General features: G+C 45.4%; 19 protein-coding genes and 1 riboswitch. Of the genes, 1 reads left to right on the top strand and 18 read right to left on the bottom strand.

The annotated features are described in order from the left end of the window. Positions 1-39 precede the first annotated feature (39 nt). Genes KSZ58_RS19025 through KSZ58_RS19040 form a run of 4 tightly spaced genes read right to left on the bottom strand, consistent with a single transcriptional unit; the run spans position 40 to position 3,368 of the window. Positions 40-1,341, bottom strand: a complete 1,302-nt coding sequence (locus tag KSZ58_RS19025) for a PTS sugar transporter subunit IIC (protein WP_002607520.1) — start codon at positions 1,339-1,341, stop codon at positions 40-42. Positions 1,342-1,364: 23 nt separating this feature from the next. Beyond that, positions 1,365-1,655: a PTS sugar transporter subunit IIB gene (locus tag KSZ58_RS19030; protein WP_002607521.1), complete on the bottom strand. Its 291-nt coding sequence runs from the start codon at positions 1,653-1,655 to the stop codon at positions 1,365-1,367. 17 nt (positions 1,656-1,672) lie between these two features. Further along, a complete protein-coding gene (locus KSZ58_RS19035) occupies positions 1,673-3,052 on the bottom strand; it encodes a glycoside hydrolase family 1 protein (protein WP_002607522.1) in 1,380 nt (459 codons plus the stop codon). Next, a complete protein-coding gene (locus KSZ58_RS19040) occupies positions 3,042-3,368 on the bottom strand; it encodes a PTS lactose/cellobiose transporter subunit IIA (protein WP_002607523.1) in 327 nt (108 codons plus the stop codon). Before KSZ58_RS19040 ends, KSZ58_RS19035 begins: the two co-directional genes overlap by 11 nt. A gap of 221 nt (positions 3,369-3,589) precedes the next feature. Here KSZ58_RS19040 and KSZ58_RS19045 point away from each other — a divergent pair, with 221 nt between their 5' ends. Next, positions 3,590-5,305 carry a [FeFe] hydrogenase, group A gene (locus KSZ58_RS19045; RefSeq protein WP_008818861.1) on the top strand — a complete coding sequence of 572 codons (1,716 nt, stop codon included), beginning with the start codon at positions 3,590-3,592 and terminating at the stop codon, positions 5,303-5,305. Positions 5,306-5,593: 288 nt separating this feature from the next. Here the strand turns inward: KSZ58_RS19045 and KSZ58_RS19050 are convergent, their stop codons facing one another. From KSZ58_RS19050 to KSZ58_RS19115, 14 genes are all read right to left on the bottom strand, one after another. Continuing rightward, positions 5,594-6,433, bottom strand: a complete 840-nt coding sequence (locus tag KSZ58_RS19050; RefSeq protein ID WP_009270921.1) for a hypothetical protein — start codon at positions 6,431-6,433, stop codon at positions 5,594-5,596. A gap of 450 nt (positions 6,434-6,883) precedes the next feature. Beyond that, positions 6,884-8,134 (bottom strand): zinc-binding dehydrogenase, encoded by a 1,251-nt coding sequence (locus tag KSZ58_RS19055; protein ID WP_009270922.1) that lies wholly within the window; start codon positions 8,132-8,134, stop codon positions 6,884-6,886. A gap of 1 nt (position 8,135) precedes the next feature. Continuing rightward, a complete protein-coding gene (gene pfkB, locus KSZ58_RS19060) occupies positions 8,136-9,074 on the bottom strand; it encodes a 1-phosphofructokinase (protein ID WP_009270923.1) in 939 nt (312 codons plus the stop codon). Beyond that, positions 9,071-9,838: a PTS sugar transporter subunit IIA gene (locus tag KSZ58_RS19065; protein WP_009270924.1), complete on the bottom strand. Its 768-nt coding sequence runs from the start codon at positions 9,836-9,838 to the stop codon at positions 9,071-9,073. The genes pfkB and KSZ58_RS19065 overlap by 4 nt, the downstream gene beginning before the upstream one ends. Positions 9,839-9,851: 13 nt before the next feature. Continuing rightward, positions 9,852-11,957, bottom strand: a complete 2,106-nt coding sequence (locus KSZ58_RS19070) for a transcription antiterminator (RefSeq protein ID WP_002607534.1) — start codon at positions 11,955-11,957, stop codon at positions 9,852-9,854. A 56-nt stretch (positions 11,958-12,013) separates the two neighbouring features. Beyond that, positions 12,014-13,378: a PTS mannitol transporter subunit IICB gene (locus KSZ58_RS19075; protein WP_009270926.1), complete on the bottom strand. Its 1,365-nt coding sequence runs from the start codon at positions 13,376-13,378 to the stop codon at positions 12,014-12,016. A gap of 346 nt (positions 13,379-13,724) precedes the next feature. After that, complete coding sequence (locus KSZ58_RS19080) at positions 13,725-15,152, bottom strand: MATE family efflux transporter (protein WP_008818854.1); 1,428 nt, start codon at positions 15,150-15,152, stop codon at positions 13,725-13,727. A 16-nt stretch (positions 15,153-15,168) separates the two neighbouring features. After that, positions 15,169-15,594 (bottom strand): MarR family winged helix-turn-helix transcriptional regulator, encoded by a 426-nt coding sequence (locus KSZ58_RS19085; RefSeq protein ID WP_008818853.1) that lies wholly within the window; start codon positions 15,592-15,594, stop codon positions 15,169-15,171. A gap of 144 nt (positions 15,595-15,738) precedes the next feature. Next, positions 15,739-16,137, bottom strand: coding sequence for a hypothetical protein (locus KSZ58_RS19090; RefSeq protein ID WP_008818852.1), 399 nt, complete (start codon positions 16,135-16,137; stop codon positions 15,739-15,741). Positions 16,138-16,424: 287 nt separating this feature from the next. After that, positions 16,425-16,907: a hypothetical protein gene (locus KSZ58_RS19095; RefSeq protein WP_008818851.1), complete on the bottom strand. Its 483-nt coding sequence runs from the start codon at positions 16,905-16,907 to the stop codon at positions 16,425-16,427. 550 nt (positions 16,908-17,457) lie between these two features. Further along, positions 17,458-17,829, bottom strand: a complete 372-nt coding sequence (locus KSZ58_RS19100; protein ID WP_008818850.1) for a hypothetical protein — start codon at positions 17,827-17,829, stop codon at positions 17,458-17,460. Between the two features lie 330 nt (positions 17,830-18,159). Further along, the gene (thiC, locus tag KSZ58_RS19105) at positions 18,160-19,467 is read right to left on the bottom strand and encodes a phosphomethylpyrimidine synthase ThiC (protein ID WP_217752840.1); all 1,308 of its coding nucleotides are present in this window, start codon (positions 19,465-19,467) and stop codon (positions 18,160-18,162) included. A 97-nt stretch (positions 19,468-19,564) separates the two neighbouring features. Then, positions 19,565-19,669, bottom strand: a riboswitch (TPP riboswitch). 157 nt (positions 19,670-19,826) lie between these two features. Beyond that, entirely contained in the window at positions 19,827-21,389 is a 1,563-nt protein-coding gene (locus KSZ58_RS19110; protein WP_217752841.1) for an ATP-binding cassette domain-containing protein, read from the bottom strand. 391 nt (positions 21,390-21,780) lie between these two features. Then, on the bottom strand, positions 21,781-22,323 hold the full coding sequence (locus KSZ58_RS19115) for a GNAT family N-acetyltransferase (RefSeq protein WP_009270929.1): 543 nt from the start codon (positions 22,321-22,323) through the stop codon (positions 21,781-21,783). Positions 22,324-22,569 lie beyond the last annotated feature (246 nt).

The following is a 22,569-nucleotide window of genomic DNA, read 5'->3' on the forward strand; positions in this document are numbered from 1 at the left end:
ATCGAAAAAACACATCAGAGATGTGCTTTTCACATAGTTTTATTCTTCTGTTTCTTCCATGGCTTCCAAACGAACACACTGTTTTTCATGTGCCTTGAAGAACGGATAATACATGGCAATGTCAAGAATAATCAGAGCAATAATCAGGAACAGTGCACGAATATCCATCGTTGACAGAAATGCTCCCGGAAGGGATGGCATCTGCCACGAAAGCATGGCAAATGTTCTTCCTATGATGTTATACTTCATCAAGGTAAAAGCTATGACTGCATTCACTGTTGATGTCATAAGAAACGGTATGAGATAAAACGGATTCAGCATAATCGGCACACCGAAGATAATCGGTTCACCAATACCGAAGAAGGATGGGAGTATGCCAATACGCCCCACTGTTTTCAGCTGCTTTGATTTTGAGCGGACAAGCAGAATCGCTAATGCTAATAGAGAACCGCAGCCTCCGATAATGACGAAATATACCCAGAATGGTGTTGTAAATACATGTGGCAGAGCTTCTCCGGCAGCTTTCGCCGCTGCATTGATTGACAGATTTCCATCACGAATCGGTCCCAATACACCAGCTAAGGCAGCATCATGGATACCGAAAAACCAGAAGAAGTGTACCAGCAGGGTCATAATCACTGTAAACAGGAGACTGTCCGCTGCCTGGAAAGAAGGAGCCATCGCCCCGTATATAAACCCCGGAAAGGTTGTGTTAAACGCATGGAATACAGCATACACTGCCACATAGCATGAAATGATGATAAAGCCCGGTACCAGTGATGCAAATGTTTCAGATAATGATGCCGGTACGCTTGGCGGTAAGGTTATCCTTCCCCAATTATGGGAACGCATGAAATGGTATGCTTCTACTGTGAAAATCGCAATGATGATCGCCGGCAAGAGACCGCGCCCATCCATATAGGAAATCTCCGCAATCTTTCCATCCCAGCCTAATTGCTGCGGTGTTAGTACGAGCATTAGAAACCCACATACAGAAAGCATGGTAGGCATCAATACATCGTGCTTGAAATGCTTCGTCAGAAAATAGGTAATACCAATACATACATAAACCGCCATTCCCCCCAGTGTTAATGCGTTGATCCATGACAGCAGCGTAGCATTATCCTGTGCAAAGGATGCCCATGCCAGAAGAAAGCCGTTTGTTGTCTCCTCTGTAACCGGTGCTGCACCGATGACGGCAGCCACCCCACCCATCAGTGTAATCGGCATTAAGGAAATGAATGCATCACGTATTGCTTTTAAATGCCTTTGTGAACTTAACTTATTAGCCAGCGGCAGAATATGTTTTTCTATCTTCTCGTTAAATGTAGCGAAACTCATAACTGTTCTCCTCCTTCTATACATCAGTCTTTCAGTATTTTTTTGATTTCTTTATATACACCCTTGCCATCCATCATCCCGTAATGCTGTGGTGCAATGGCTTTAACCGGAACTGCTACCTGTGCTTCTATTGTCGGAATCTGATGACGAATCTGCGGACCCACCAGAATCAAATCCACTCCATCCATATAATTGATGAACTCTGCCTCCCCATAGGCATGAACCTCCATCGTACCTTCACTCGCCTCCTGAATACGTTTCGCCAGCATTCCTGTTGACATTCCCGCATTGCATACCAGCATAATCTTTTTCATAGTCTTTCCTCCCTGTCTCAGCTCTTTTGCTGCTCAATCATATTTTTAAACCAGTAATAGCTCTTCTTCGGTTTGCGCTGCAACCCGTTTTCAAAATCTACGGCAACCAGGCCATACCGCTTTTCACAACCATTCTTCCAGGAATACAAATCAAAGGAGCTCCATGCGAAATATCCGCGTACATCAGCACCGGCCTCCATCGCCTCATGCATTGCCTGCAAATGATCCTTCATAAAGGATATACGATAATCATCCTCCACTTGTTTCACTGTAACATCCTCATACATTCCGATTCCGTTTTCTGTAATATAGACAGGTAGATTGTATTTCTTCTTCACCTCAAGCAGACCATCCTTTAGTCCCTTTGGATAAATTTCAGTATCCCATTCCGTATAGGTACTGGCAGGATCATGCATAACCTGTTCAAACCAGCCTTTGACAATCACTTTGCTGCTTCCCTTTCCCTGCTTTCCGCTATTGTTCACAATAAAGGTGGTTTCTCCTTCTGTATACGGCTTGACCAGCGTACGCGAGTAATAATTCAATCCCAGGAAATCAACGGTGTAATCTTTGATAATCTGCAGTTGTGCGGGCTTTATCATTGAAAGATCATACGTTTTAGACAGCTCACTAAGCAAATCAACCGGAATTTCTCCTTTGGCGGCAGTATCCAGAATCCAGTTGTTGCAATAATTATCTGCATAGCGCATGGCGATCCTTGTATTTACCGTGTCATCGACCCCGTTCACCGGTGTAAAGCTGTGCACAATACCAATCGTTCCGGGATATTTTCCCTGACGGAATGCACGAACACCAAGTGCACTGGCATACATAACATGATAAGCCGCATGAATCATCGCCTGTGGATCCTGTCTGCATGGCGGATAATTACCAATTAAATAACCGCTTGCTATAAACCATTTCGGCTCATTGAACGTAACCCAATGATTTACCTTCTCATGAAAATTGTCAAAGCATACTCTGGCATAGGTTTCAAAGGCCTCACAAACTTCTTCATTCTGCCAGCCTCCGCAATCCTCCCAATACTGTGGAAGATCCCAATGATACAGTGTTACAAACGGTTCAATTCCATATGTATGACAGGCATCCAGCAGCCTGTGATAAAAAGCAATTCCTTTTTCGTTTATCTCACCTGCTTTATTTTTAATGATTCTAGGCCACGATAACGAAAAACGGTATGCATTCTGCCCGCCCTCTTTCATCATACGAATGTCCTCTTCAAACCGATGATAGTGATCACTTGCAATATCTCCGTTTTCCAGCCCTTCTTCATGCAGGTAATGATCCCACATAGATTCTGCTTTATCATCCAGATTCCATGCCCCCTCACATTGGTAGGAGGCACTCGCACCACCCCATAAAAATTTATCGCTCATAGTTTTCCATCCTCTCATATAACTCAATCAGCTCTCCACTCATCTCCACAGCGATGGAGGAGGAAGCAATGTGATCTTCTGCGTGAATCAGTAGAAGATTCATATCCAGCTCACCTTCCTGATTAGCCATGATGCGCAGCAGCTTCGCATGGAGCTTTTGTGCCTCCACCATTTCTTCTTTCGCTATGCTCAGCTTTTTTTCACCTTCCTTAAATGCATTGCTTTTTACAAGCTGTAATGCTTCATAGGCAGTGCTGCGCGCATTCCCGCTGTGTAATATCAGCTGAAAAGAATATTGCTCGGTATCAATCATCATAATCTCACTCCTTCTTTAACTGCCTTTATCTTACACCTTTATTTCATTCATTAAAAATTTACATTTGCCGCTGTGCAGCGGTAAATTCACAACCTATTTTAATAGCTGATTACAGATTACACGAAAGACATAAAAATACAGTTGACTTCCTTTCCAGAAAAAGGTAAAATTAAATTACAATTAAGAATCATTCTTAATTTAGTTATAGAGGAGATAAGCATATGAGTAAACATTTATCCATGGATGTACGGGTTCCAATCGAGGAAGGAAACCCGGCCATTCGCAGAATCGAAAGTCTTTGTATCAAATGCGGACAGTGCCGGGACGTATGTCAGAAACAGATTTCCGTCGGTCATCATTACGACCTTTTAAAAACCGGTGACACAGCTATCTGCATTCATTGCGGACAATGCGCCAATGTCTGCCCTACCGGTGCCATCACAGAAATTCAGGACTGGATGCAGGTACAGTCTGTCATTCAGGACAGCAGTAAAACCGTAATCGCCATCACATCGCCAAGTGTCCGCGTTTCTCTGGGAGAGGAATTCGGTATGCAGCCGGGAAGCTATGTAGAAAAGCAGATGGTAGGCAGTCTTCGTGCACTTGGATTCGATTATGTGTTTGATACCACCTTTGCCGCAGATTTAACAATCATGGAGGAGGCAAGTGAGTTAATTGAGCGTATACAGACGAAACAGCCGCTGCCGCAGTTTACCAGCTGCTGCCCTGCCTGGGTGAAATTTGCAGAAACCTATTACCCGGAGCTGCTGCCTAACATATCCACCAGCAAGTCCCCGATTTCCATGTTTGCGCCAACCGTCAAAACATGGTTTGCGGAGAAGGAAAGTCTGGATGCAGATGATATTTACGTTGTAGCCATCACGCCATGTACAGCGAAAAAGTTTGAAATCATGAGAGAGGAATTGAGTGATGCCGCAAATTATCTGGACCGCAAGCCAGGACAGGACTGCGACCGTGTCGTCACAACAAGGGAACTGGCGAGCTGGATGCGAGCGTGCAATCTGGATTTGGAAAGCGTAGAGGAAAGCGATTATGATTCTTTAATGCCAAGAGGAAGCGGTGCGGGCATTATCTTTGGAAACACCGGCGGTGTTATGGAAGCGGCGATTCGCAGCGCATATTATTTTCTGACAAAAAAGCAGCCGCAGGAAGATCTTCTCCAGCTGCAGGCTGTGCGTGGTTTAGAGGGTGTTAAAACGGCTGAACTGACGATTCAGGAGCTGCCTTTGAAGGTGGCGGTTGTTCATGGAACCGATCATGCCAGAAAATTTCTGCATCATATAAAAGAGAGCGGTGAGCATTTTGATTTTGTCGAGGTTATGACTTGTCCGGGCGGCTGTATTTCAGGCGGCGGACAGACAAAGCATATCGGCGAGGATATGGATACTGTTCGGAAGGCAAGAATTCAGTCCCTGTATGATAAGGACAGCACCATTACACTGCGCAACTCCCATGATAATCCGCATATACAACAGGTATATGAAGAGTTCTATGGAAAGCCGCTGAGTGACCTTGCTGAGGCTCTGCTGCATACAAATTATGAAGCAAGAAACGATTTACAGGAGGATCCATCCCGCTATGAAGCTATGTATCAAGCGGATGCACCTGTACAGGAGCCCGTCAAAGAGCAGGCTGCGGATGTACGCTATCGCTGTACCATCTGTGGTTATATCTATGAGGGCGATATCACGAAAGAAAGTGATGATTACAAATGTCCGATCTGTACAGTTCCAAAGGATATGTTTGAAAAGGTGGAGGATGCATCTGCACAGGAGCCCGTCAAAGAGCAGGCTGCGGATGTACGCTACCGCTGTACCATTTGCGGATATATCTATGAGGGCGATATCGCAAAAGAAAGCGATGATTACAAATGTCCAATCTGTACAGTTCCAAAGGATATGTTTGAAAAAGTATAATGTTTATTTGAGCGCAATACCTGTGCATTAACACAGGTATTGCTTTTTTTCGGTAAGGCGCAGAGTATTTATACACAAAAATCAAGCAGCTGATGTTGAATAATTCCAATGTATCTTATTTCAGAAGCTTCGTAATGACAAAAATCATTACGCGGGCATTCCCTGTTTCTTATCGAATATCCCTTGTCTACGCATATATAAATTTCTCTTTTAGGCATGCAGAAGAAGTATGCTTAAAATCAAAAAAAGGACACTCAGGTCCTTTTTGCTCACTTCAGAAGCATTCATTCAGTCATTCAACCTTTTCATATCCTTCAGTAGTTCTTCCAGCTTCTCTTCCATTGTATCATCCGAAAACTGGCAGGTACCGACAACACGGTGACCGCCACCGCCATATTTCAGCATCAATGCCCCGACATCAATCGTACAGGTTCTGTTCAGTATACTGTAGCCAACAGCTGCAGAACAGCCCTTCCCACCCTTACCGTTCACAATCCACACAGAGATATTGGCATCTGGATACAGACTGTAAATCAGAAATCGATTTCCGGTATAAATAGGATTTACACCTCGCAGATCTGAGATGATAATCCTGTTTTCGACGGTTGTATGTGCCTTCAACATGTCGATAAATTTATCGTTCTGGTCCCAATACAGTTCAATTCTCTCTCTGACATCTGCTTCTGCCATAATTTCATGGATATCCTTTGTCCTGCACCAGTCAATCATTTCTTCCATTAAAGCATAATTGCTGATTCTGAAATCATGAAACCGTCCCAAACCGGTGCGGGGATCCATGATAAAACCGAGCAGAATCCAGTCATTGGGATGCAGCACCTCCTCTATGCTTAGATTGGCGCTGTCCACCTTATCCACTGCTTCCAGTAAATCATCATATCCTGGAAACCGTTCTCTGCCGCCATAATAATCATATATGATATGCGCACAGCTTGGAGATGTTCGACTCTCTCCCCTGTATTTTCCTTTGTATGCATTTCGTTCCTCTTCACTGGAATGGTGATCAAACCACAGACCGCAGCCTTCCACAAACGGTACGTTCGCAAGACAGTCCTCCCTCGTAACCTCAACCAGACCATCCTGCAAGTCCTTTGGATGTACAAATTCCAATGATCGATAACGCCTGCTTCCTTCAGAAACACGGCACACGCCAATCCATCGAAATCCGACCTTGTTAATAACCTCATGTGAGCTCCTCCTTTGATATATACCATCAGTTTACCACTTAAGATAGGCACAAACAAGAGAAACCCCTTTCAACAAGGTCTTCTTTTCCGAAAACAAATCTTTTTCAGGAGATATGCTATTCTGATAGCATCTACATCGATTTCTGAAAGCGGGAACGATAAAAAAGCAGCAGGAGCATATCCTATAAATCCATGGATAAGCGGTTATTCTATCACCCACAGACTACCATGAGAATCTGCCTGTTAAGCTGTTTTCTTTTCCCCAGCATCAAAAGACAGCATCCGCACTGTGCTGTCTTTTTGTGACATGAAATAATAAAGTTCTTATCTATATGAAGTCTTTATCAATCTCTTTCGTATATTCAATTTTTCTTTACCGGAAATGCTTCAGCAGTATCTTCTCTGCCTCTGCACTCCACAATCCCCTGTTTTTCTTACATACAGCATCCAGCTCCTTAAAGAACGGATCCTGTTCTCCCAGCTTAGCGAAATCATCGATAGCCGTCATTGGCATATTGATGTGTGTGTAAACAAGCTTTTTACCACCGGAAACATCCGGCAGATTCTTTGTTGTTTCCACTACGGAATCCAAGCCTCCGACATGAGTGATCATGACCGCAGATTTGATCAGCCCCTGTGCCTCTTTTTCAATCGCTTCCTTCATATCATCAATCGTTCCACCGGTGGAACCGATAATTTTACTTCTGGAATAATGGCAGTCATACAGATTGATCATGGATGAGAATTTCATATCTGTCGGTCCGGCAAACAGATTCATACAGCCGTCATATGCCATGATACTGTTTCCCATTTCACAAACCGCACGGTTTGGAATATACACAAAGACATCATCATAGCCTTTTCCTTCAGTCAGTGCCATGAGCTCCTTTACCTGATCCTGCATAGTGGCAGTATTTACATATATAAGCTCCACTCCATGCGCTGCCGCTTCTTCCTCGCTGATGACTTCTCTTGCACGATTGATACGATCATCATTGATTTCTGTAACAACGATACGCTTTGGTTTATTCTCAAAGGTAAGTCCATAGCTGATTGCCCCCAGTCCCATCGGTCCACAGCCGCCAAGGATAATGATATTACCGCCTTTTTTGGTTCCCATCACATGCTGATAGGTGCCTGGTACCGTATGGTAATTGGTATGGTAGCCACCGATTACACAGCTGACAGGCTCTGCCACACTGCTTGCGAAATAGCCGTCCCCTTCAAATGTCCAAAGACATCCTGCTTCAATGATATCATTCGGGAAGATACAGTACTGCGTATCGCCACCGCACCACGCATAGGAATATCCCGGACTTTCCATCTGTCCCGGAATAGCCGGCTGCTGTGCAAACTTCTGACCCGGCTGAAATTTATCCTGCCATTTCTTTCCTACCTGCACAATATCCCCCGCAAACTCATGTCCGATAATAATCGGATGATCCGCCACATCATTGGGAACACGCTTATGATTGGCCCCCTGCTTTACTGTTTTCCATGTGGACATACAGATGCTGTCACTGACAACCTTTACCAGAATCTCATCATCCTTTATTTCCGGTAATTCAAATTCATCCAGACGGATATCATCAACGCCATACAGGCGTACTGCTTTTGTTTTCATATCAATTTTCCTCCAGTTTCTTGATTGTGACCTGCTTCATCAGCTTTTCGACAACTGCCTTTTCCGCAGGCTGTGTTCCCTTCGTCATAACAGCTCCCGCACTGCAGGCAACTGACAGAGCGATCAGCTGTTCCATTGGAGTATCCTGTTCCAGCGCATAGGCGATGGCAGCCACCATGGCATCCCCTGCACCGACACTGGAATGTGCCTGAATGTGCAAAGCCTCTGCCTGATAGATTCCCTCATGACTCAGAAAGATACTGCCTTGCTTTCCCATGGATACGACAACAAGACGGCATTCCTCATTCAGCAGTGTTTTCGCGAGTGAAATCATTTCCTCATTCGAACAGTCCTGTGAAACACCGAAGTAGGTCGCAAGCTCGTATTTATTCGGTTTGATCACATACGGCTTTGCCTGTATCCCCTGGGCAAACAGCTCCCCATCCGCATCCAGTATCACACGGGCTCCCTGCTGCTTTACAAGCTCAATCAGCTCACGATAAATATCCTTACGAACCTGTGCAGATACATTTCCACTCAAAACCACGAAATCATTCGGATGCAGGAGCGACAGGATTTTATCCTTCAGCTGCTTGATTTCCGTTTCCGTGATAACAGGTCCTGCTTCATTTAATTCGGTAAGCTCCATTTCATGATCCAGTACCTTCAGATTGGTACGTGTCATACCTTCCACCCATACAAAATCATTATCAATAGCAAGCCCGTTTAAAACCTTCCGGATATATTCACCGGCTGAGCCTGCCAGAAATCCTGTCGCAACACTTTTTCCCTGCAAAGCATGTATGGTTTTGGATACATTGATGCCCTTTCCCCCCGCATCCTGCATAACATTGCGCAGTCGATTCAGTCCGCCGGGAATCAGTTCATCCACCTCTGCTGTTTTATCAATTGCCGGATTAAAGGTTACCGTAAGTATCATGCCGCATCACCTGCCAGAATCTCATACACGGTTTCAACATCGCCAGCGACAACCTTTTCGACCATTTCCATTTCTCCAAGCTTCTCTGCAATATTGGCAAGGATCGCCATATGATCATCATTTTTAGCGGCAATGCCAATCACAATCCGTGCTCTGCCATCCGCCCACCTGATGCCATCCGGATAAATCATCACAGCAATCCCTGTCTTTTTAACACAGTCCTTTACCTCATATTCCCCATGGGGAATCGCGATGTCGTTTCCGATATAGGTTGTCAGTGAGTGATCGCGGTTCAGCATGCCCTGAATATAGCCTTCGTCGATATATCCCGCACCCTGTAACAGTTTTCCCATAGCCACGATGGCTTCATCACTGTTATCTGCACGGCAGTTAAGCAGAATGTTGCTCTTTTCCAGTATGTTGTTTTTCTTCTCTTCCTTTTTCTTTCTGAATATCATAATATCCTCCACTATGTTTTCGTATTCTTCATCGTTCATAAACCCCTGTACACTGTAGTAACGTACAGTAGGAAACTGCTTCTGTATCCGCTGTGCAAAGTTTTGATGGGATATCAGAATTTCTGCATCCGATGCCACTTCATCAATCGCACAGTTTTTCACACGGCAGCTGATACCATGTGCCTTCAGCTTTTTCTGCAGCTGACCTGCGGCCATTGCGCTGCTTCCCATGCCTGCATCACATAAAAAACAGATATGCAGGTCCTCCAGAGCCGCGCGTTCTTTATGTTTATGAAATAAGCCCATCACAGTCTCCTTTCTACCATGCAACCGCTGTATCCATGTACTCCATGATCAGCTGACTCAGTGCCTCTTCTATTCGTTCGATATCCTGTGTACAGACGGCTTCCAGCAGCGTTTCAGATTCCACAAGACCTCTGGAGAACAGGGACAACAGCTCCTTCCGAACCCTGCCGGCCTGTGTATTCACAAGCATAACTACGGCAAATTTCAGATTCTTCGCCTCTGCGCTCCATGCATGCCTGGGATATTGAAGAAGAATTTCCATCGTATCCACTGCACTGGTTGCGGTATGCAGCAGGGCAAATTGCAAATCCTGCATAATCACCGGCCCCATGCTCTCACGCTTTTGTAGATCGGCACGTATCTGCTCAACTGCGGCTGCATCCTTTCCGATATATTCTGCACTTTCAATCAGGAGCTGGGACAGTGTGTCACTGTCGCTGATATGCAGCCGGATGTGGTCCAACAGAAGCAGACTTTCCTCACTGATGGTATGCAGCAGGCGCAGCTGTTCGCGAAATTCACTGACAGGCTGCACTGCTTTTTGAATCGGCTCACTCAGCTCCTGACGGCAGGTAAGTGCCGTTCGTATATTGTGAATATCCTGCTGATTCAGCAGCGGTGTTACGACAATCACTTCCCGGTCCGCAACATCCAGCGAGAAGGTGGAAACCAGCAGCTCTGCATCGTCATATGCATGGCGCTGGACATCCTCCATGGAAAATATCTGCAGCCTTACATCCGGATGAAAGCTTTTCTGAATACGCGCGGACAGCATGGCGCTGACACCGATTCCACTCGCACACACAACACCGATGGGAATCACACGGCGATGAATTGCAGTATGCTGCATACGCTCCAGTGATGCCCCGATATGCATGGTGATAAAGCCTGTTTCATCCGCACTGATTGACACGCCGCAGTAATTTTCAAGAACACGGCATGCCTGCTTCGTCTGTTCATATAATTCCCGGTATTCCGTTTGTATCTGCGAAAGCAGTGGATTATAGATGGGCAGATCATGCTGCAGACGGGTGATCGTCGGTGACAGATGTGTCAACAGCCCCTGAAAGAGCTCCTCATCCTCCATAAGAAGATAGCGTTTTTCCTCATCATAGGTCTGCAGCATGGCATACAGAACATCGCGGAGCTGCCGTGCCGGTTCATCCTGCAGACTGTCGTATTCGACCCTGCTGATTTTAGCTCCCCGGATATGCAGTGCGATAAATGCAATTTCCACATCGGGTATATCGATATCAAATTCCAGCTCCAGAACATGTGCCATCTGCTGTGCCTGCTGATAGCTGGCATCCTCCTGCACCATGGCTACAACATCACCGCCATCCTTCAGCTCCTCGTTTTTCAGGATGCGTTCGATAGCAATCACCAGATGCATAATCAGACCGATATAGGATGCCTGTGCATAGCGGTCCAGATTCAGCTCATGCTGATTTGTTTGAAACACGTCCAGAATCCGCTTCAGAATATCCTGATTCAGCATATTCAGAATACCTGCATCCTGATGGAGAAATATCTCGGTAAGCAGTGTCTGGGAATCCAGAAAATTCACACTTTCATAGCTTTCCTTGCTCTGTAAATCCTCCTGCAGAAGCTGTGTCATCGCTTTTCGCAGGACAGCCTCCTCCCCCTGAACACCCACACCGACGCCCGGCTTGCGAATCAGAGACAGATCATGCTGTCGAAACCACGGCTCTATACTGTCCAGATCATTGGATATGGTAGCTTCACTCACCTGAAACAATGCGCCGTAATGCAAAAGCTTTTGAACCTCATCGCTTCGCAGCAGCTCGAATATCAAAAGGTGCTGGCGTTCCTCCTTATTCAGATACTGAATCTGCTCGGTATTCAGCTCCTGACGAAGCGCCTCCTTATCCTCATACGAGCCCTCCATATGAATCCCCATACCGGCCTTCGATACCAGACGGACATGATATTCCTTTAATTCATCATCGATATGCCGAAGCTCCCGAAAGATGGTTCTTGAGCTTGTTTTCAGCCGTTTGGCAAGCTCCTCCACCTTGACATACCCGTCTGTTTCTATGATTATTTGTAATATTTTCTTTAACCGTGACGAATAGATCATGCCCTTCGGATAGCTCATAGCAATCAATTCCTTTCTTATAACGGTATACTTGTCAGTGATATACCGGTGTTATATTATTTTGTAAGCTGTGCTACAATTTCATCGTACTCCTTCCCGCCCATGAAATTGGTGATTGGGAAGATCAAAGCGTTTGGACAACGGGTTTCAGCCCGCTCCACCAGGGATTTATGCGTAACGATGACCTGGGTATCCTTTGGAACATCATCCAGCGCGAAATGCTCAACCGTTACCTTCATTCCCGCCGCATTGAGCTTCTTTGTCAGGGTTGTTGCCCCCATGGCACTGCTTCCCATTCCGGCATCACATGCAAATACGATTTTGCTTACAGTACCCGCAGGCTTTGCACCCTTGGCTTCACTTTTCATGGAGCTGACGGCGGCACTTGCTTCTTCCAGGGCATTGTCGTCTGTGTTTTTATTGCTGAATTTCAGGATGAAGGCTGCAATTACAAAGGATACGGCAGCTGCAACGATTACACTCAGAATCACACCGATATAGCTGTCCTTCGCACACATTCCCAAAATTGCGATGATGCTTCCCGGAGATGCGGCAGATACCAGACCGGAGTTGAAGATACTGTTGATAAAGACACCGGACATACCGCCTGCCATCACCGCCAGAACAGTCAGCGGATTCATCAGTACATAGGGGAAGTAAATTTCATGTATACCGCCAAGGAAATGAATGATGACTGCACTTGGCGCACTGCTTCTTGCAGCTCCCTTTCCAAAGAAGCTATAAGCAAGCAGCAGTCCCAAACCAGGACCCGGGTTAGCTTCAATCAGGAAGAAAATCGATTTTCCTGCTTCCGCAACCTGGTCCATTCCCAGTGGTGTGAAGACACCGTGATTGATTGCATTATTGAGGAATAAAATCTTCGCAGGCTCCACAAACAGAGACGTCAGCGGCAGAAGACTGCGTTTCACCAGGAAGTCAACACAGATTACCAGAACATCCTTGATACCGACACAAAGCGGTTCGATTGCAAGGCATCCGAAGACAGCAAGCAGTGCACCAAGAATTCCTGCCGAGAAGTTATTGACCAGCATTTCAAAGCCTGCCGGTATTTTCCCCGCAAACAAACCATCCACCTTCTTCATGAGCCAGCCGCCCAATGGACCGGCAATCATGGCACCGATAAACATCGGATCCTCTGTTCCCGCCAGAATACCGATGGCAGCGGCAGCTCCTACCACACCGCCCCGCACATCATAAACCATTTTACCTCCGGTATAGGCAATCAGTGTCGGCAGCAGGAAGCGCTGCATTGGCGCAACCATCTGTGCCAGTGTTTCATTCGGCATCCAGCCGGTTGGAATAAACAAAGCAGTGATAAATCCCCAGGCGATGAATACTGCGATGTTCGGCATGACCATTCCACTCAGGAAGCGGCCAGACCTCTGTACGTTTTCTTTCATAAATAGTTCCCTTCTTTCTGTAAACCTTTCCTCTTTACACTTACAGTATAAAAGGGGGAGAGGGGAAAAACAACGAAATGAAATTCATGTTTGGCACACCCTTGTATGACAATTTTTAACATTTTAAAATAAGCCTGTATTTACCGTGTTTTCATGAATTTTATTATAGTTATTATACTATGAAAACGCTATCCTGAATAGTATTGACAAGATAAACATGTTCCAACTTTATCACTTATTTACTACTGTCTGCAGTTCTTATATATACTTAAAACAACTAGATTTCTCCTAGATTGTTAAAAAAGACGCATTCCGCGTCTTTTCCAGATATGTAAGTTATCTTATATCATGCAATCGGTTCACTGTATACCCCAAGCTCTTCTCCGCTTTCCTGTACTATCTGCACATCCAGCTTCTTCATTTCATGATGAATAAAGAAGAAAATGATGACAGCACTCGTGATATCCGCAATCGGTCCGGCATACAGGATACCGTCCAGCCCGAAATGCAGCGGCAGAAGGAGAATCAGCGGTATCAGCAGTACGAGCTGTCGCAGAGAAGACAGTATGCTTGCCTTCATCGGCTGTCCGGTCGCCTGGAAATAGGAGGTGGAGGTTACCTGAAAGCCTGCGCAGAATACTCCCAGATCAAAGATACGCATCGCCTTGATTGCGAATTCTGTAAAATTGGCATCTGCACTACCAAACAGCATCAGAATGATATGCGGAATCAGCATAAACATCGCCCAGCCTACCGTTGTGACAGCTGTTGCGATATTGCTTGCGAGCCGATAGCATCGCTTGATACGCTTCGGCTGATTCGCTCCTCTGTTAAAGCCCAAAATCGGCTGTGCACCGATACCGATACCGATACAGATGGATACGATGATCATGGATATCTTCATGACGATGCCCATTGCGGAAAGTGCAACATCCCCAGTGACGCTTGTCTGATTTCCATAATATACCAGCGAATTATTCATGGCAATCTGCAGAATTGTCGAGGACAGCTGTGTGATACAGCTGGAGATTCCCAGAGAAAACGCCATTTTACAAATGGTTGGGTTCAACCGCGTATGTGTCAGACGCAGGCGCATATTTCCCTTTCGCGTAAAATAATACAGCAGGATTATTGTTGCGATAATCTGTGAGGTGATGGTCGCAATCGCAGCTCCCTGCACACCCCAGTGAAATACAAATATATAAATCGGGTCCAGAACACAGTTTAACAATGCCCCTGCGACCATGCTGTACATGGCAACATTCGGACTGCCATCACAACGCGCCATATTGCTGAGACCGATACCGAGCAGATTAAAAACCGTACCAAGCAGTATGATGCTCGCATAATCCTTCGCATACCCCATATTCTTCGGCGTTGCACCGAAAATTGTCAGAATCGGATCCAGAAAAACCAAACCGATCACGGTCAGTACAATCCCGATTCCCACCAGCAGAATAAATACATTTCCCAGTGTATTCTCCGCTTCCTCTTCCTTCTTTTCCCCCAGCTTGATTGCCGCATAGGCACTTCCGCCTGCCCCCAGCATGGTTCCTACCGCCAGTATAATCGTAACAATAGGAAATGCAACCGTTGTAGCCGCATTCCCCAGATAGCCTACTCCCTGTCCGATGAATATCTGATCCACGATATTATATACTGCATTCACCAGCATAGAAATCACAGACGGGATGGCAAATTTCATCAGCAGTCTGCCAATCGGCTGATATCCCAGCGGATTCTTTGTTCTTATTTCCTTCATGGTCTGTTCCATAATTCTGCACTCCCTTTCATCGTTTTATGTACGCTGCTGCATTTCCTGCAATTTCATCCAGCAGCCTTTCTGCCTGTTCCTTTTCATCCGCCTGCAGGGTACGGCAAAGGATTGCATTCCATTCCAGAAGCATACCTTGTATCACCGGTACCAGCTGCTCTCCCTGCCCTGTCAGGTACAGCTGCACGCTTCTTCGGTCACTGCTTCTTGTTTCCCGCCGCAGATAGCCGAGCTCCTCCAGCTTCTTTACGGCTCTGGCACAGGTTCCCTTATCGAAGCTTCCGGTTTCCGCCAGCTCAAACTGACTGATTCCCGGCTGTTCATAAATTCGCATCAGAAAAAACTGCTGGCCGCAGCCAATTTGATACGGCGCCAGCGTTTCATCGAAAAAGGCCTGTGAGCTGCGATATACGATGGAAGCATTTTTACTGATATGTGCCATTGTCCTACCTCTCATAAAAAACAACTACCTTAGTATAGCAGACAATAGTTGCGCATGCAACTATTTATATAAAATATTACCAATCCGATAAGCAGGGCTTTTCCACAAGCTGACACATGCCGAAAAAGAAAAAACCGCATGGCTTCATGCGGCTGATGCTGTCTGCTGTTCTCTTGCGATGACCTTGCGAATAAGCTTCAGAATATATCGCCCCGTCGCTACATCCTCATGATATGGTGAAAGATTGGGACGTATGATGTCCCTGGAAACATACCCGTATACCCTGGTATCATCCTTCAGCTTCACTTCAATGCAAACCCGAAGCTCCTGATTTTCACTTGCCAGGATCCCATTGATTGTAAACAGATTGGCAAGCTGAGATACCGAGCTTTTCTTGTAATACTGATTTTTCAATGAACAGCTGCTGATTTCCCGGTAGGGTATGACCTTCTCCTCATCCATCAGAAAACGTAACTGCTTATGCTCCTTATCAAATTGAATAACATCGCGAACAGTTTTACTGGGAGTAAATTTCGGATTCATCGCCTTCTCCTTTCCGGGTTTCCCCTTCTTACACCCTCATTATATTACTATTCTTATTTTTCTTCAATATCTTATTCAACATTTTGAAATTCTATTCAGCGCTTAGGTATCGCCTTAACCTGTTCATGTATAAGCAAAAAAAGAACAGACAAGCGCATAGACACTGAAGCACGATAAAATCACAGCCTGTCGGGTATGTCCGTGGCTGTGACTTCTTATCATAGATACTGTTTCATCCTCCCCTGCCGATCATTCACCGACAAACGGTAAAGGCCACTCTCCTATCCTCAGCTTTCGCTGTCCACACGGTCGAGTTCCTTATGTAAAAGCTGCAAAATATACGGATGACTTTCCTCATTTAAGGTCAGAAGGAACGCCATGTAGCGGCATTTCTGATACTGCTCACGCTCCATTACAAAGGTGTAGCCCATCCTGCACCTTGGATTGCAGTCATTTGGATCCAGCAGCCGTTTACATACTGAGGCCTTACGGATTTCCGTTTTCATTCTTCTTGGAAATGCATTTAAAAGCTCCTGAAACTCAGCGATATGATCTGCGAAAACTCGAAGCTTTATACCTGATTTACGTTGAACAAAGGTAGCCAGTGTTCTTTTCGTATCCTTACGTATATAGGAAACAACAAAACCGCTTTTGGCTGTCTTCATCTCAAGCCTGCATCCCCGCTTCATCAATTCTGAATGAATTTCCGAAACATGGCTCTGATAGCGGGGATCCACACGATCCACAAATAGATCAAATTCTCCACACATATATACTTCCTCCATTCGCCGCGTGCGGGCATGTTATCATGGATGCCATTTTAAATCGTCTTACCAATTTTGAAATACGCACCTCTGTTTCTCCATCCCACACAGCTTCATGCCTGCATACATCGTATCAGAAGCATGCTTTTCTGTCCTCTCTTTTTACGTTCATGAACTGCGAGCTGCTGATAACCATACCGATATCCGGATGCTGCCGATAGGGCAAAGCATCACCATAAGCAAAACATCAGGGAAGCAGAAAGTGATAGGAAACCGTTCTCCCTTTGCAGGTAACTGCACCGACAGCACACTGTATATTATGAAGTACTCTCTGCACGCTCCAAGGCAGAATGAATCATCCGTTTTCGCAATATTCCAAAAGCTGAAAGGCAACGTGTACGATCCGGATTCTTTCTTACGTTAGCGGGTTTACGAAAAGGAGAATTCAATTCCGATTGATACATACAATCGTATGGAATCCTCCATGTTTTGATTATACCCGCATTTGAGCATGAATCACTGCCTTTCGGTTACCGGCCTGTTTATGCTTTCTATGCTACGCCTTTGCACGGCACTTCTTCAGTAAACTTACAATTTCCCGAGCTGTACGCATGTCCTCATGATACTGCAGGGTACCTTTATCCACGATGTCCTCAGATACATGTACAAAAACAGACTGTCCCATCCGCACCTTCATACGAATACCTACGCGCACAAACTGCCTCCCTTCCGCATAGGTGGGAAACACCAGATTATGCGCAAGGGCTTTTTTCAGATTATGATGATACTCGCAGGATATACCGATCGTCTCCAAGTCCTTGTAATAGTATACCTGATCTCCCTCATCTAGCAGGAATCTCAGCTTTTTGTTGGTTTTATCAAACTCAACCACATCTTTCATCCGCTTACTGACAATAAATTCAGACATATGACCACATCCCTATCATCTTCATTATATAGTATTCAAGGGGCCTGTCAATGCTTTTCCTGTTACTTCTTGTTATCCTGTAATGTTTATGCTGTTCCTGTTACTTCTGTGTATTTTATATCTTGCGTATGATAGCTTCCCCTGTATATCGGTAAAGCTATTGTATGTTACAGTAAGTTTTCTAAACCGCTTTCTTTCATTACCTTTCGGCGTTTGTTCCTGCTTTTCCTTCGCCGCTTGTTCATGATTTTTTACACTGACATAATTTCACGAACATGCGTACAAGATATCAACCTGCCGGAAAGCCGCAGCAGCTCCTGCGTAAAACTGCTAGTCCTCTTCCATGATATCAACGATTTCACCGCGCAGAAGCTTGTTCATATTGCGGATAGCACACATTTTCCCGCACATGGTGCAGGTATCCTCACGCTCCGGTGCAGACTGGGCACGGTATGCTCTGGCCTTATCCGGATCCATTGCTAAAGCGAACATACGTTCCCAATCCAGATTACCGCGTGCTACAGCCATTTGATGGTCCCAATCCATAGCTCCCTTTACTCCCTTGGCGATATCCGCCGCGTGTGCAGCAATTTTACTTGCAATGATTCCTTCCTTAACATCATCGACATCAGGAAGAGACAAGTGCTCTGCCGGTGTCACATAGCATAAAAAGCTGGCTCCGTAGGCTGCCGCCATTGCACCGCCGATCGCCGCAGTGATATGATCATAGCCCGGTGCGACATCGGTAACAATTGGACCGAGCACATAAAACGGTGCCCCCTTGCAGATTGTTTTCTGCAGCTCCATATTCGCCTGAATCTGATGAAGCGGCATATGTCCCGGTCCCTCGATAATGACCTGCACATCCTGTGCCCATGCACGCTGCGTCAGTTCTCCCAGCGTAACAAGCTCCTCCATCTGTGCAATATCCCCGGCATCCTCCAAGCAGCCAGGGCGGCAGGCATCTCCGAGCGAAAGCGTGACATCGTGCTCTCTGCATATCCTTAAAACTTCATCAAAATACTCATAAAACGGATTTTCATTCCCGGTGATTTCCATCCAGGCAAACATGATGGAGCCACCGCGGGATACGATGTTCGTAATTCGCTTCTGTTGTTTGAAGCGCTGTGCAGTCTGCCTGTTGATTCCACAGTGAATTGTCATAAAATCAACACCGTCCTCTGCATGCATACGAAAGACATCCAGCCATTCCTGTGCAGTGATATCCCTCAATGCCTTATGGTAATATACCAGGGCATCATATATCGGCACGGTACCAAGAATTGCCGGGCATTCCGCAACCAGCTTTCTACGGAATGTCTGCGTATCGCCAAAGGAGCTTAAATCCATAATGGCCTCAGCTCCCATTTGCACGGCATGCCGTACCTTTTCCATCTCCATGTCCAAATCAAGACAATCTCTGCTCGTCCCCAGATTCACATTGATTTTTGTCTTCAGCATGCTTCCGATTCCATAGGATTTCCGGCATGTATGATGTCTGTTTGCCGGGATCACCAGCTGTCCGGCAGCGACCAACCGGCAAACCTCTGTCTCCTCCATCTGTTCATAGGCAGCGACAGCCTTCATTTCCTCAGTGATGATATGCTGTCTGGCAGCATCCATTTGTGTAGTGTACATTGTGTTATCCTCCTATATGTAAAAAAAGCTGTACGCCCGCTACGGTGTCAGCTTCTATGATTTTTTCCGGATGATAACAGCATAAGCTTCCGTCCTGCTGTGTTCCCTATAAAATCCCTACGCCGGCATTACCCGTATCAGGTTCCTTGGGTCCCGGATGATCTCCGATCTCAGCCATACGTAGGCACCCCATTTTTTGTACGAAAATATTACACCACAAAATGACGGGGCTGTCAATGCTAATTCTGCAATGGCTTTGCTTTGTGTATGCGATCATTTTCCATAAAACAACAGATCGACACAGCGGGAGGCATTCCCCGTTTGCATTGCCATACCATGAACAGCCTGTATAATCCGTGTTAGCCCAGTGCTTCCATAAATTGTTCGGTTTCCAGCTCCTGCAGCTCACCCTGTGCAACATACAAAACAGAATCAAACACCTCCTGTATAAACAGCCGGTCATGGGATACAGCCAGAATACAGCCTGGAAAGTCCTTCAGAATACGGCGTATGATAGGACTTGTCAGCGGAGACAGATTCCGTGTCGGCTCATCCAGCAGAAGGACATTGCAGCCCTGCTTAATGAACCGCAGCAGATACAGCTTCGCCTTTTGCCCTTCACTCAGCTGATATACGGAATGCTCCATCTCCTCTCTGGTGAACTTCATCCGTCCGAGCAATTCCCGCGCTCTTGTTATATCGTCCCTGTCACAGGCTTCCAGCAAAAATGTCACCGGTGTGTCCTTTGCTGAAAATGCTTCTGCATAATTCTGCGGCATATAGCCGAGACGAATATCCGTATGAGATTTCAATACTTTATGAATTTCCTTCATCAACAGACTTTTTCCACATCCGTTTTCACCGGCTATCACCGTCTTCTGTCTACCATAAAGTGTTATGTGAATATCCTGCAGAAGCGTACTTACGTCTGTTTTCAATTCCTCCAAATGAAACTCAAGGATACGTCGGCTTTTTGGAAAGCCTTCACACTGGAAGAAAACATCGATCGCCTCCTCCACGCTGTCCACATGCGCATAGCCCTCCTTCTCCAGCCTGCGATCCTGTGCCTTCAGATTTCTCATTTTTGTCTTTAGGGCAGCCGCATAAAACGGACTGCGCACCGTATCGTTCTGCGCATCATGCACCGCATTCATAAAGTCATTCAGCTTCTCTTTTTTCCTGCGGTATTCCCGCCTCTGTGCGGATGCCTCCTGTGCTTCCTTTTTTAGCCGGCTGCACCTCTGCTTCACATATTCCTCATAATTTCCGTGAAAAATTGTATGACGGCATTGGTTTTTCTTATTCAGCTGCTCCAGATGCAGAATTACAGTTGCACACCTGCTCAGCAAAATTTCATCATGCGATATGAACAATACAGGAATATGCAAATTTTTCAAAAAATCCTCCAGCCACTGTAAAGTTTGAATATCAAGATCATTGGTTGGCTCATCCAGCAGAAGCAGCTTTGGCTTACGCAGCATTAGCTTCAACAGCTGCAGCTTCACCTTCTCTCCACCGCTTAATGTTCCTATCCTCTGTTCTCCATACAAAAGTTCATTTTTTAAACCCAGCTGTGCGCACAGTGTTTCACAGCCCTGCAGATCATTGTATCGTTCCGGCTGGATTTCATCTTCACTTTTTTCCTTCAATAAATAATCAAAAAGAAAAGCATCCTCCCATTGACTGGAAAGCTGCTGTTCAAAATATCCGATTTCTTTATAATCTGTATCAATTTCACCACTCACAGTTGCATAGTCTTCAATTAGATTTCGGTTATAAACCGCCTTTAGCAGTGTGGATTTTCCATTCCCTTCCTCGCCGATAATTCCTACCTTATCGTCATTTCCCAGGGAATAATTTAAATCGTTAATCAGTGTGTGATGTTTACTATCACGGATAGTAAGGTGCTTTAGAATAAGCATGAGCATCGCCTCCTTTTAAGCAGGCTGTAAGCAGATAATTGACACATACGAAAAAAGTTTATTTTAAACAGTTCGTTTGCTGGGTCTCTTATCTATTTGCTCATCTTCTCACTCTCCATTCCTCTCTATTCTACTATCGTATGAATTTACTGTCAAGCCCAAAAGTGATTTTCTCAGGACTAAATGAAAAAGTGTTTTGATTCTGTAACCCATATGATAGAAATGCCTTAGACTCTGAAAAAAAACATATAGATCATATGGTATGAACGCATTAAGGGATAAGGCCTTATGACACGGAAAGAAAAAGAGATTTCTTCAGCTGATTTCCCGGCTGTTCAAAATCCCGTTATTCTTCTTCAAAAAGATATCTGGTTTCAGGTATGTTATATTATTAAGCTATGCGCCTTTTTTCCCATTCTGCTTTTGTGACATACAGGATATGCTCTGTAAGTGTCTGCTGAATCAGTGGCCATTCCCTTACCTCACTGCGTAAATAATGGAAGCCGCATTTCTCCTGTACACGTTTGGATTTTTCATTACCGTCGAAATATCCGCACCATAATGTTTTTAACTGACAGTCCTCAAATCCAAAGCGCATAAGCTCCTTCACCGCTTCCGGTATCAGCCCCTGACCCCAGTACGGTTCTCCGATCCAATAGCCGATTTCTCCTTCATCATCCGCAATCGCCAGATTACTCTGCTTACCAATCATCAGTCCGATGCTTCCCACAGGCTCCATGGTTTCCTTCAGCACAACGGCAAAGGTATTCGGCGCAGACAGCACTGTCCGTATGATTTCCCGGCTGTTTTCCACACTATCATGCACCGGCCATCCCGCTTTGGGCCCGATGTTTGGATTTTTCGCATACCGATAGCAGCTTTCCGCATCCTCAACCTGCCATGGTCGAAGAATGAGTCGTTTTGTTTCCAGCATAATCTCCCTCTTTTCTGTAATTCTCTATATTATATCAAATATCCTTTTATTAGCAAGAAAAATAAGGCAATACAACAGCCCGCTGAAGTGAAAAGTTAAATTCCACTTTCAAAGTAGCCAAGTAGAAAAGACTCTTACACAACAATCTAGTTGAATTTACACTTACAATTGCATTTAGTCTTTCATATATCCTTTTTTATATCTATGATGAAGGTAACCGCTGGTTATTATCATACACATTACAAA

The organism is Erysipelatoclostridium sp. DFI.2.3, from assembly GCF_019132535.1.
In the GTDB taxonomy this organism is placed as follows: Bacteria; Bacillota_I; Bacilli_A; order Erysipelotrichales; family Erysipelotrichaceae; genus Clostridium_AQ; species Clostridium_AQ innocuum.

Bases quoted from the DNA above. Each gene is read 5' to 3' on its own strand.
- KSZ58_RS19025 (WP_002607520.1), bottom strand. From the start codon at position 1,341: ATGAGTTTCGCTACATTTAACGAGAAGATAGAAAAACATATTCTGCCG.
- KSZ58_RS19030 (WP_002607521.1), bottom strand. From the start codon at position 1,655: ATGAAAAAGATTATGCTGGTATGCAATGCGGGAATGTCAACAGGAATG.
- KSZ58_RS19035 (WP_002607522.1), bottom strand. From the start codon at position 3,052: ATGAGCGATAAATTTTTATGGGGTGGTGCGAGTGCCTCCTACCAATGT.
- KSZ58_RS19040 (WP_002607523.1), bottom strand. From the start codon at position 3,368: ATGATGATTGATACCGAGCAATATTCTTTTCAGCTGATATTACACAGC.
- KSZ58_RS19045 (WP_008818861.1), top strand. From the start codon at position 3,590: ATGAGTAAACATTTATCCATGGATGTACGGGTTCCAATCGAGGAAGGA.
- KSZ58_RS19055 (WP_009270922.1), bottom strand. From the start codon at position 8,134: ATGAAAACAAAAGCAGTACGCCTGTATGGCGTTGATGATATCCGTCTG.
- pfkB (WP_009270923.1), bottom strand. From the start codon at position 9,074: ATGATACTTACGGTAACCTTTAATCCGGCAATTGATAAAACAGCAGAG.
- KSZ58_RS19065 (WP_009270924.1), bottom strand. From the start codon at position 9,838: ATGGGCTTATTTCATAAACATAAAGAACGCGCGGCTCTGGAGGACCTG.
- KSZ58_RS19070 (WP_002607534.1), bottom strand. From the start codon at position 11,957: ATGAGCTATCCGAAGGGCATGATCTATTCGTCACGGTTAAAGAAAATA.
- KSZ58_RS19075 (WP_009270926.1), bottom strand. From the start codon at position 13,378: ATGAAAGAAAACGTACAGAGGTCTGGCCGCTTCCTGAGTGGAATGGTC.
- KSZ58_RS19080 (WP_008818854.1), bottom strand. From the start codon at position 15,152: ATGGAACAGACCATGAAGGAAATAAGAACAAAGAATCCGCTGGGATAT.
- KSZ58_RS19085 (WP_008818853.1), bottom strand. From the start codon at position 15,594: ATGGCACATATCAGTAAAAATGCTTCCATCGTATATCGCAGCTCACAG.
- KSZ58_RS19090 (WP_008818852.1), bottom strand. From the start codon at position 16,137: ATGAATCCGAAATTTACTCCCAGTAAAACTGTTCGCGATGTTATTCAA.
- KSZ58_RS19095 (WP_008818851.1), bottom strand. From the start codon at position 16,907: ATGTGTGGAGAATTTGATCTATTTGTGGATCGTGTGGATCCCCGCTAT.
- KSZ58_RS19100 (WP_008818850.1), bottom strand. From the start codon at position 17,829: ATGTCTGAATTTATTGTCAGTAAGCGGATGAAAGATGTGGTTGAGTTT.
- thiC (WP_217752840.1), bottom strand. From the start codon at position 19,467: ATGTACACTACACAAATGGATGCTGCCAGACAGCATATCATCACTGAG.
- KSZ58_RS19110 (WP_217752841.1), bottom strand. From the start codon at position 21,389: ATGCTTATTCTAAAGCACCTTACTATCCGTGATAGTAAACATCACACA.
- KSZ58_RS19115 (WP_009270929.1), bottom strand. From the start codon at position 22,323: ATGCTGGAAACAAAACGACTCATTCTTCGACCATGGCAGGTTGAGGAT.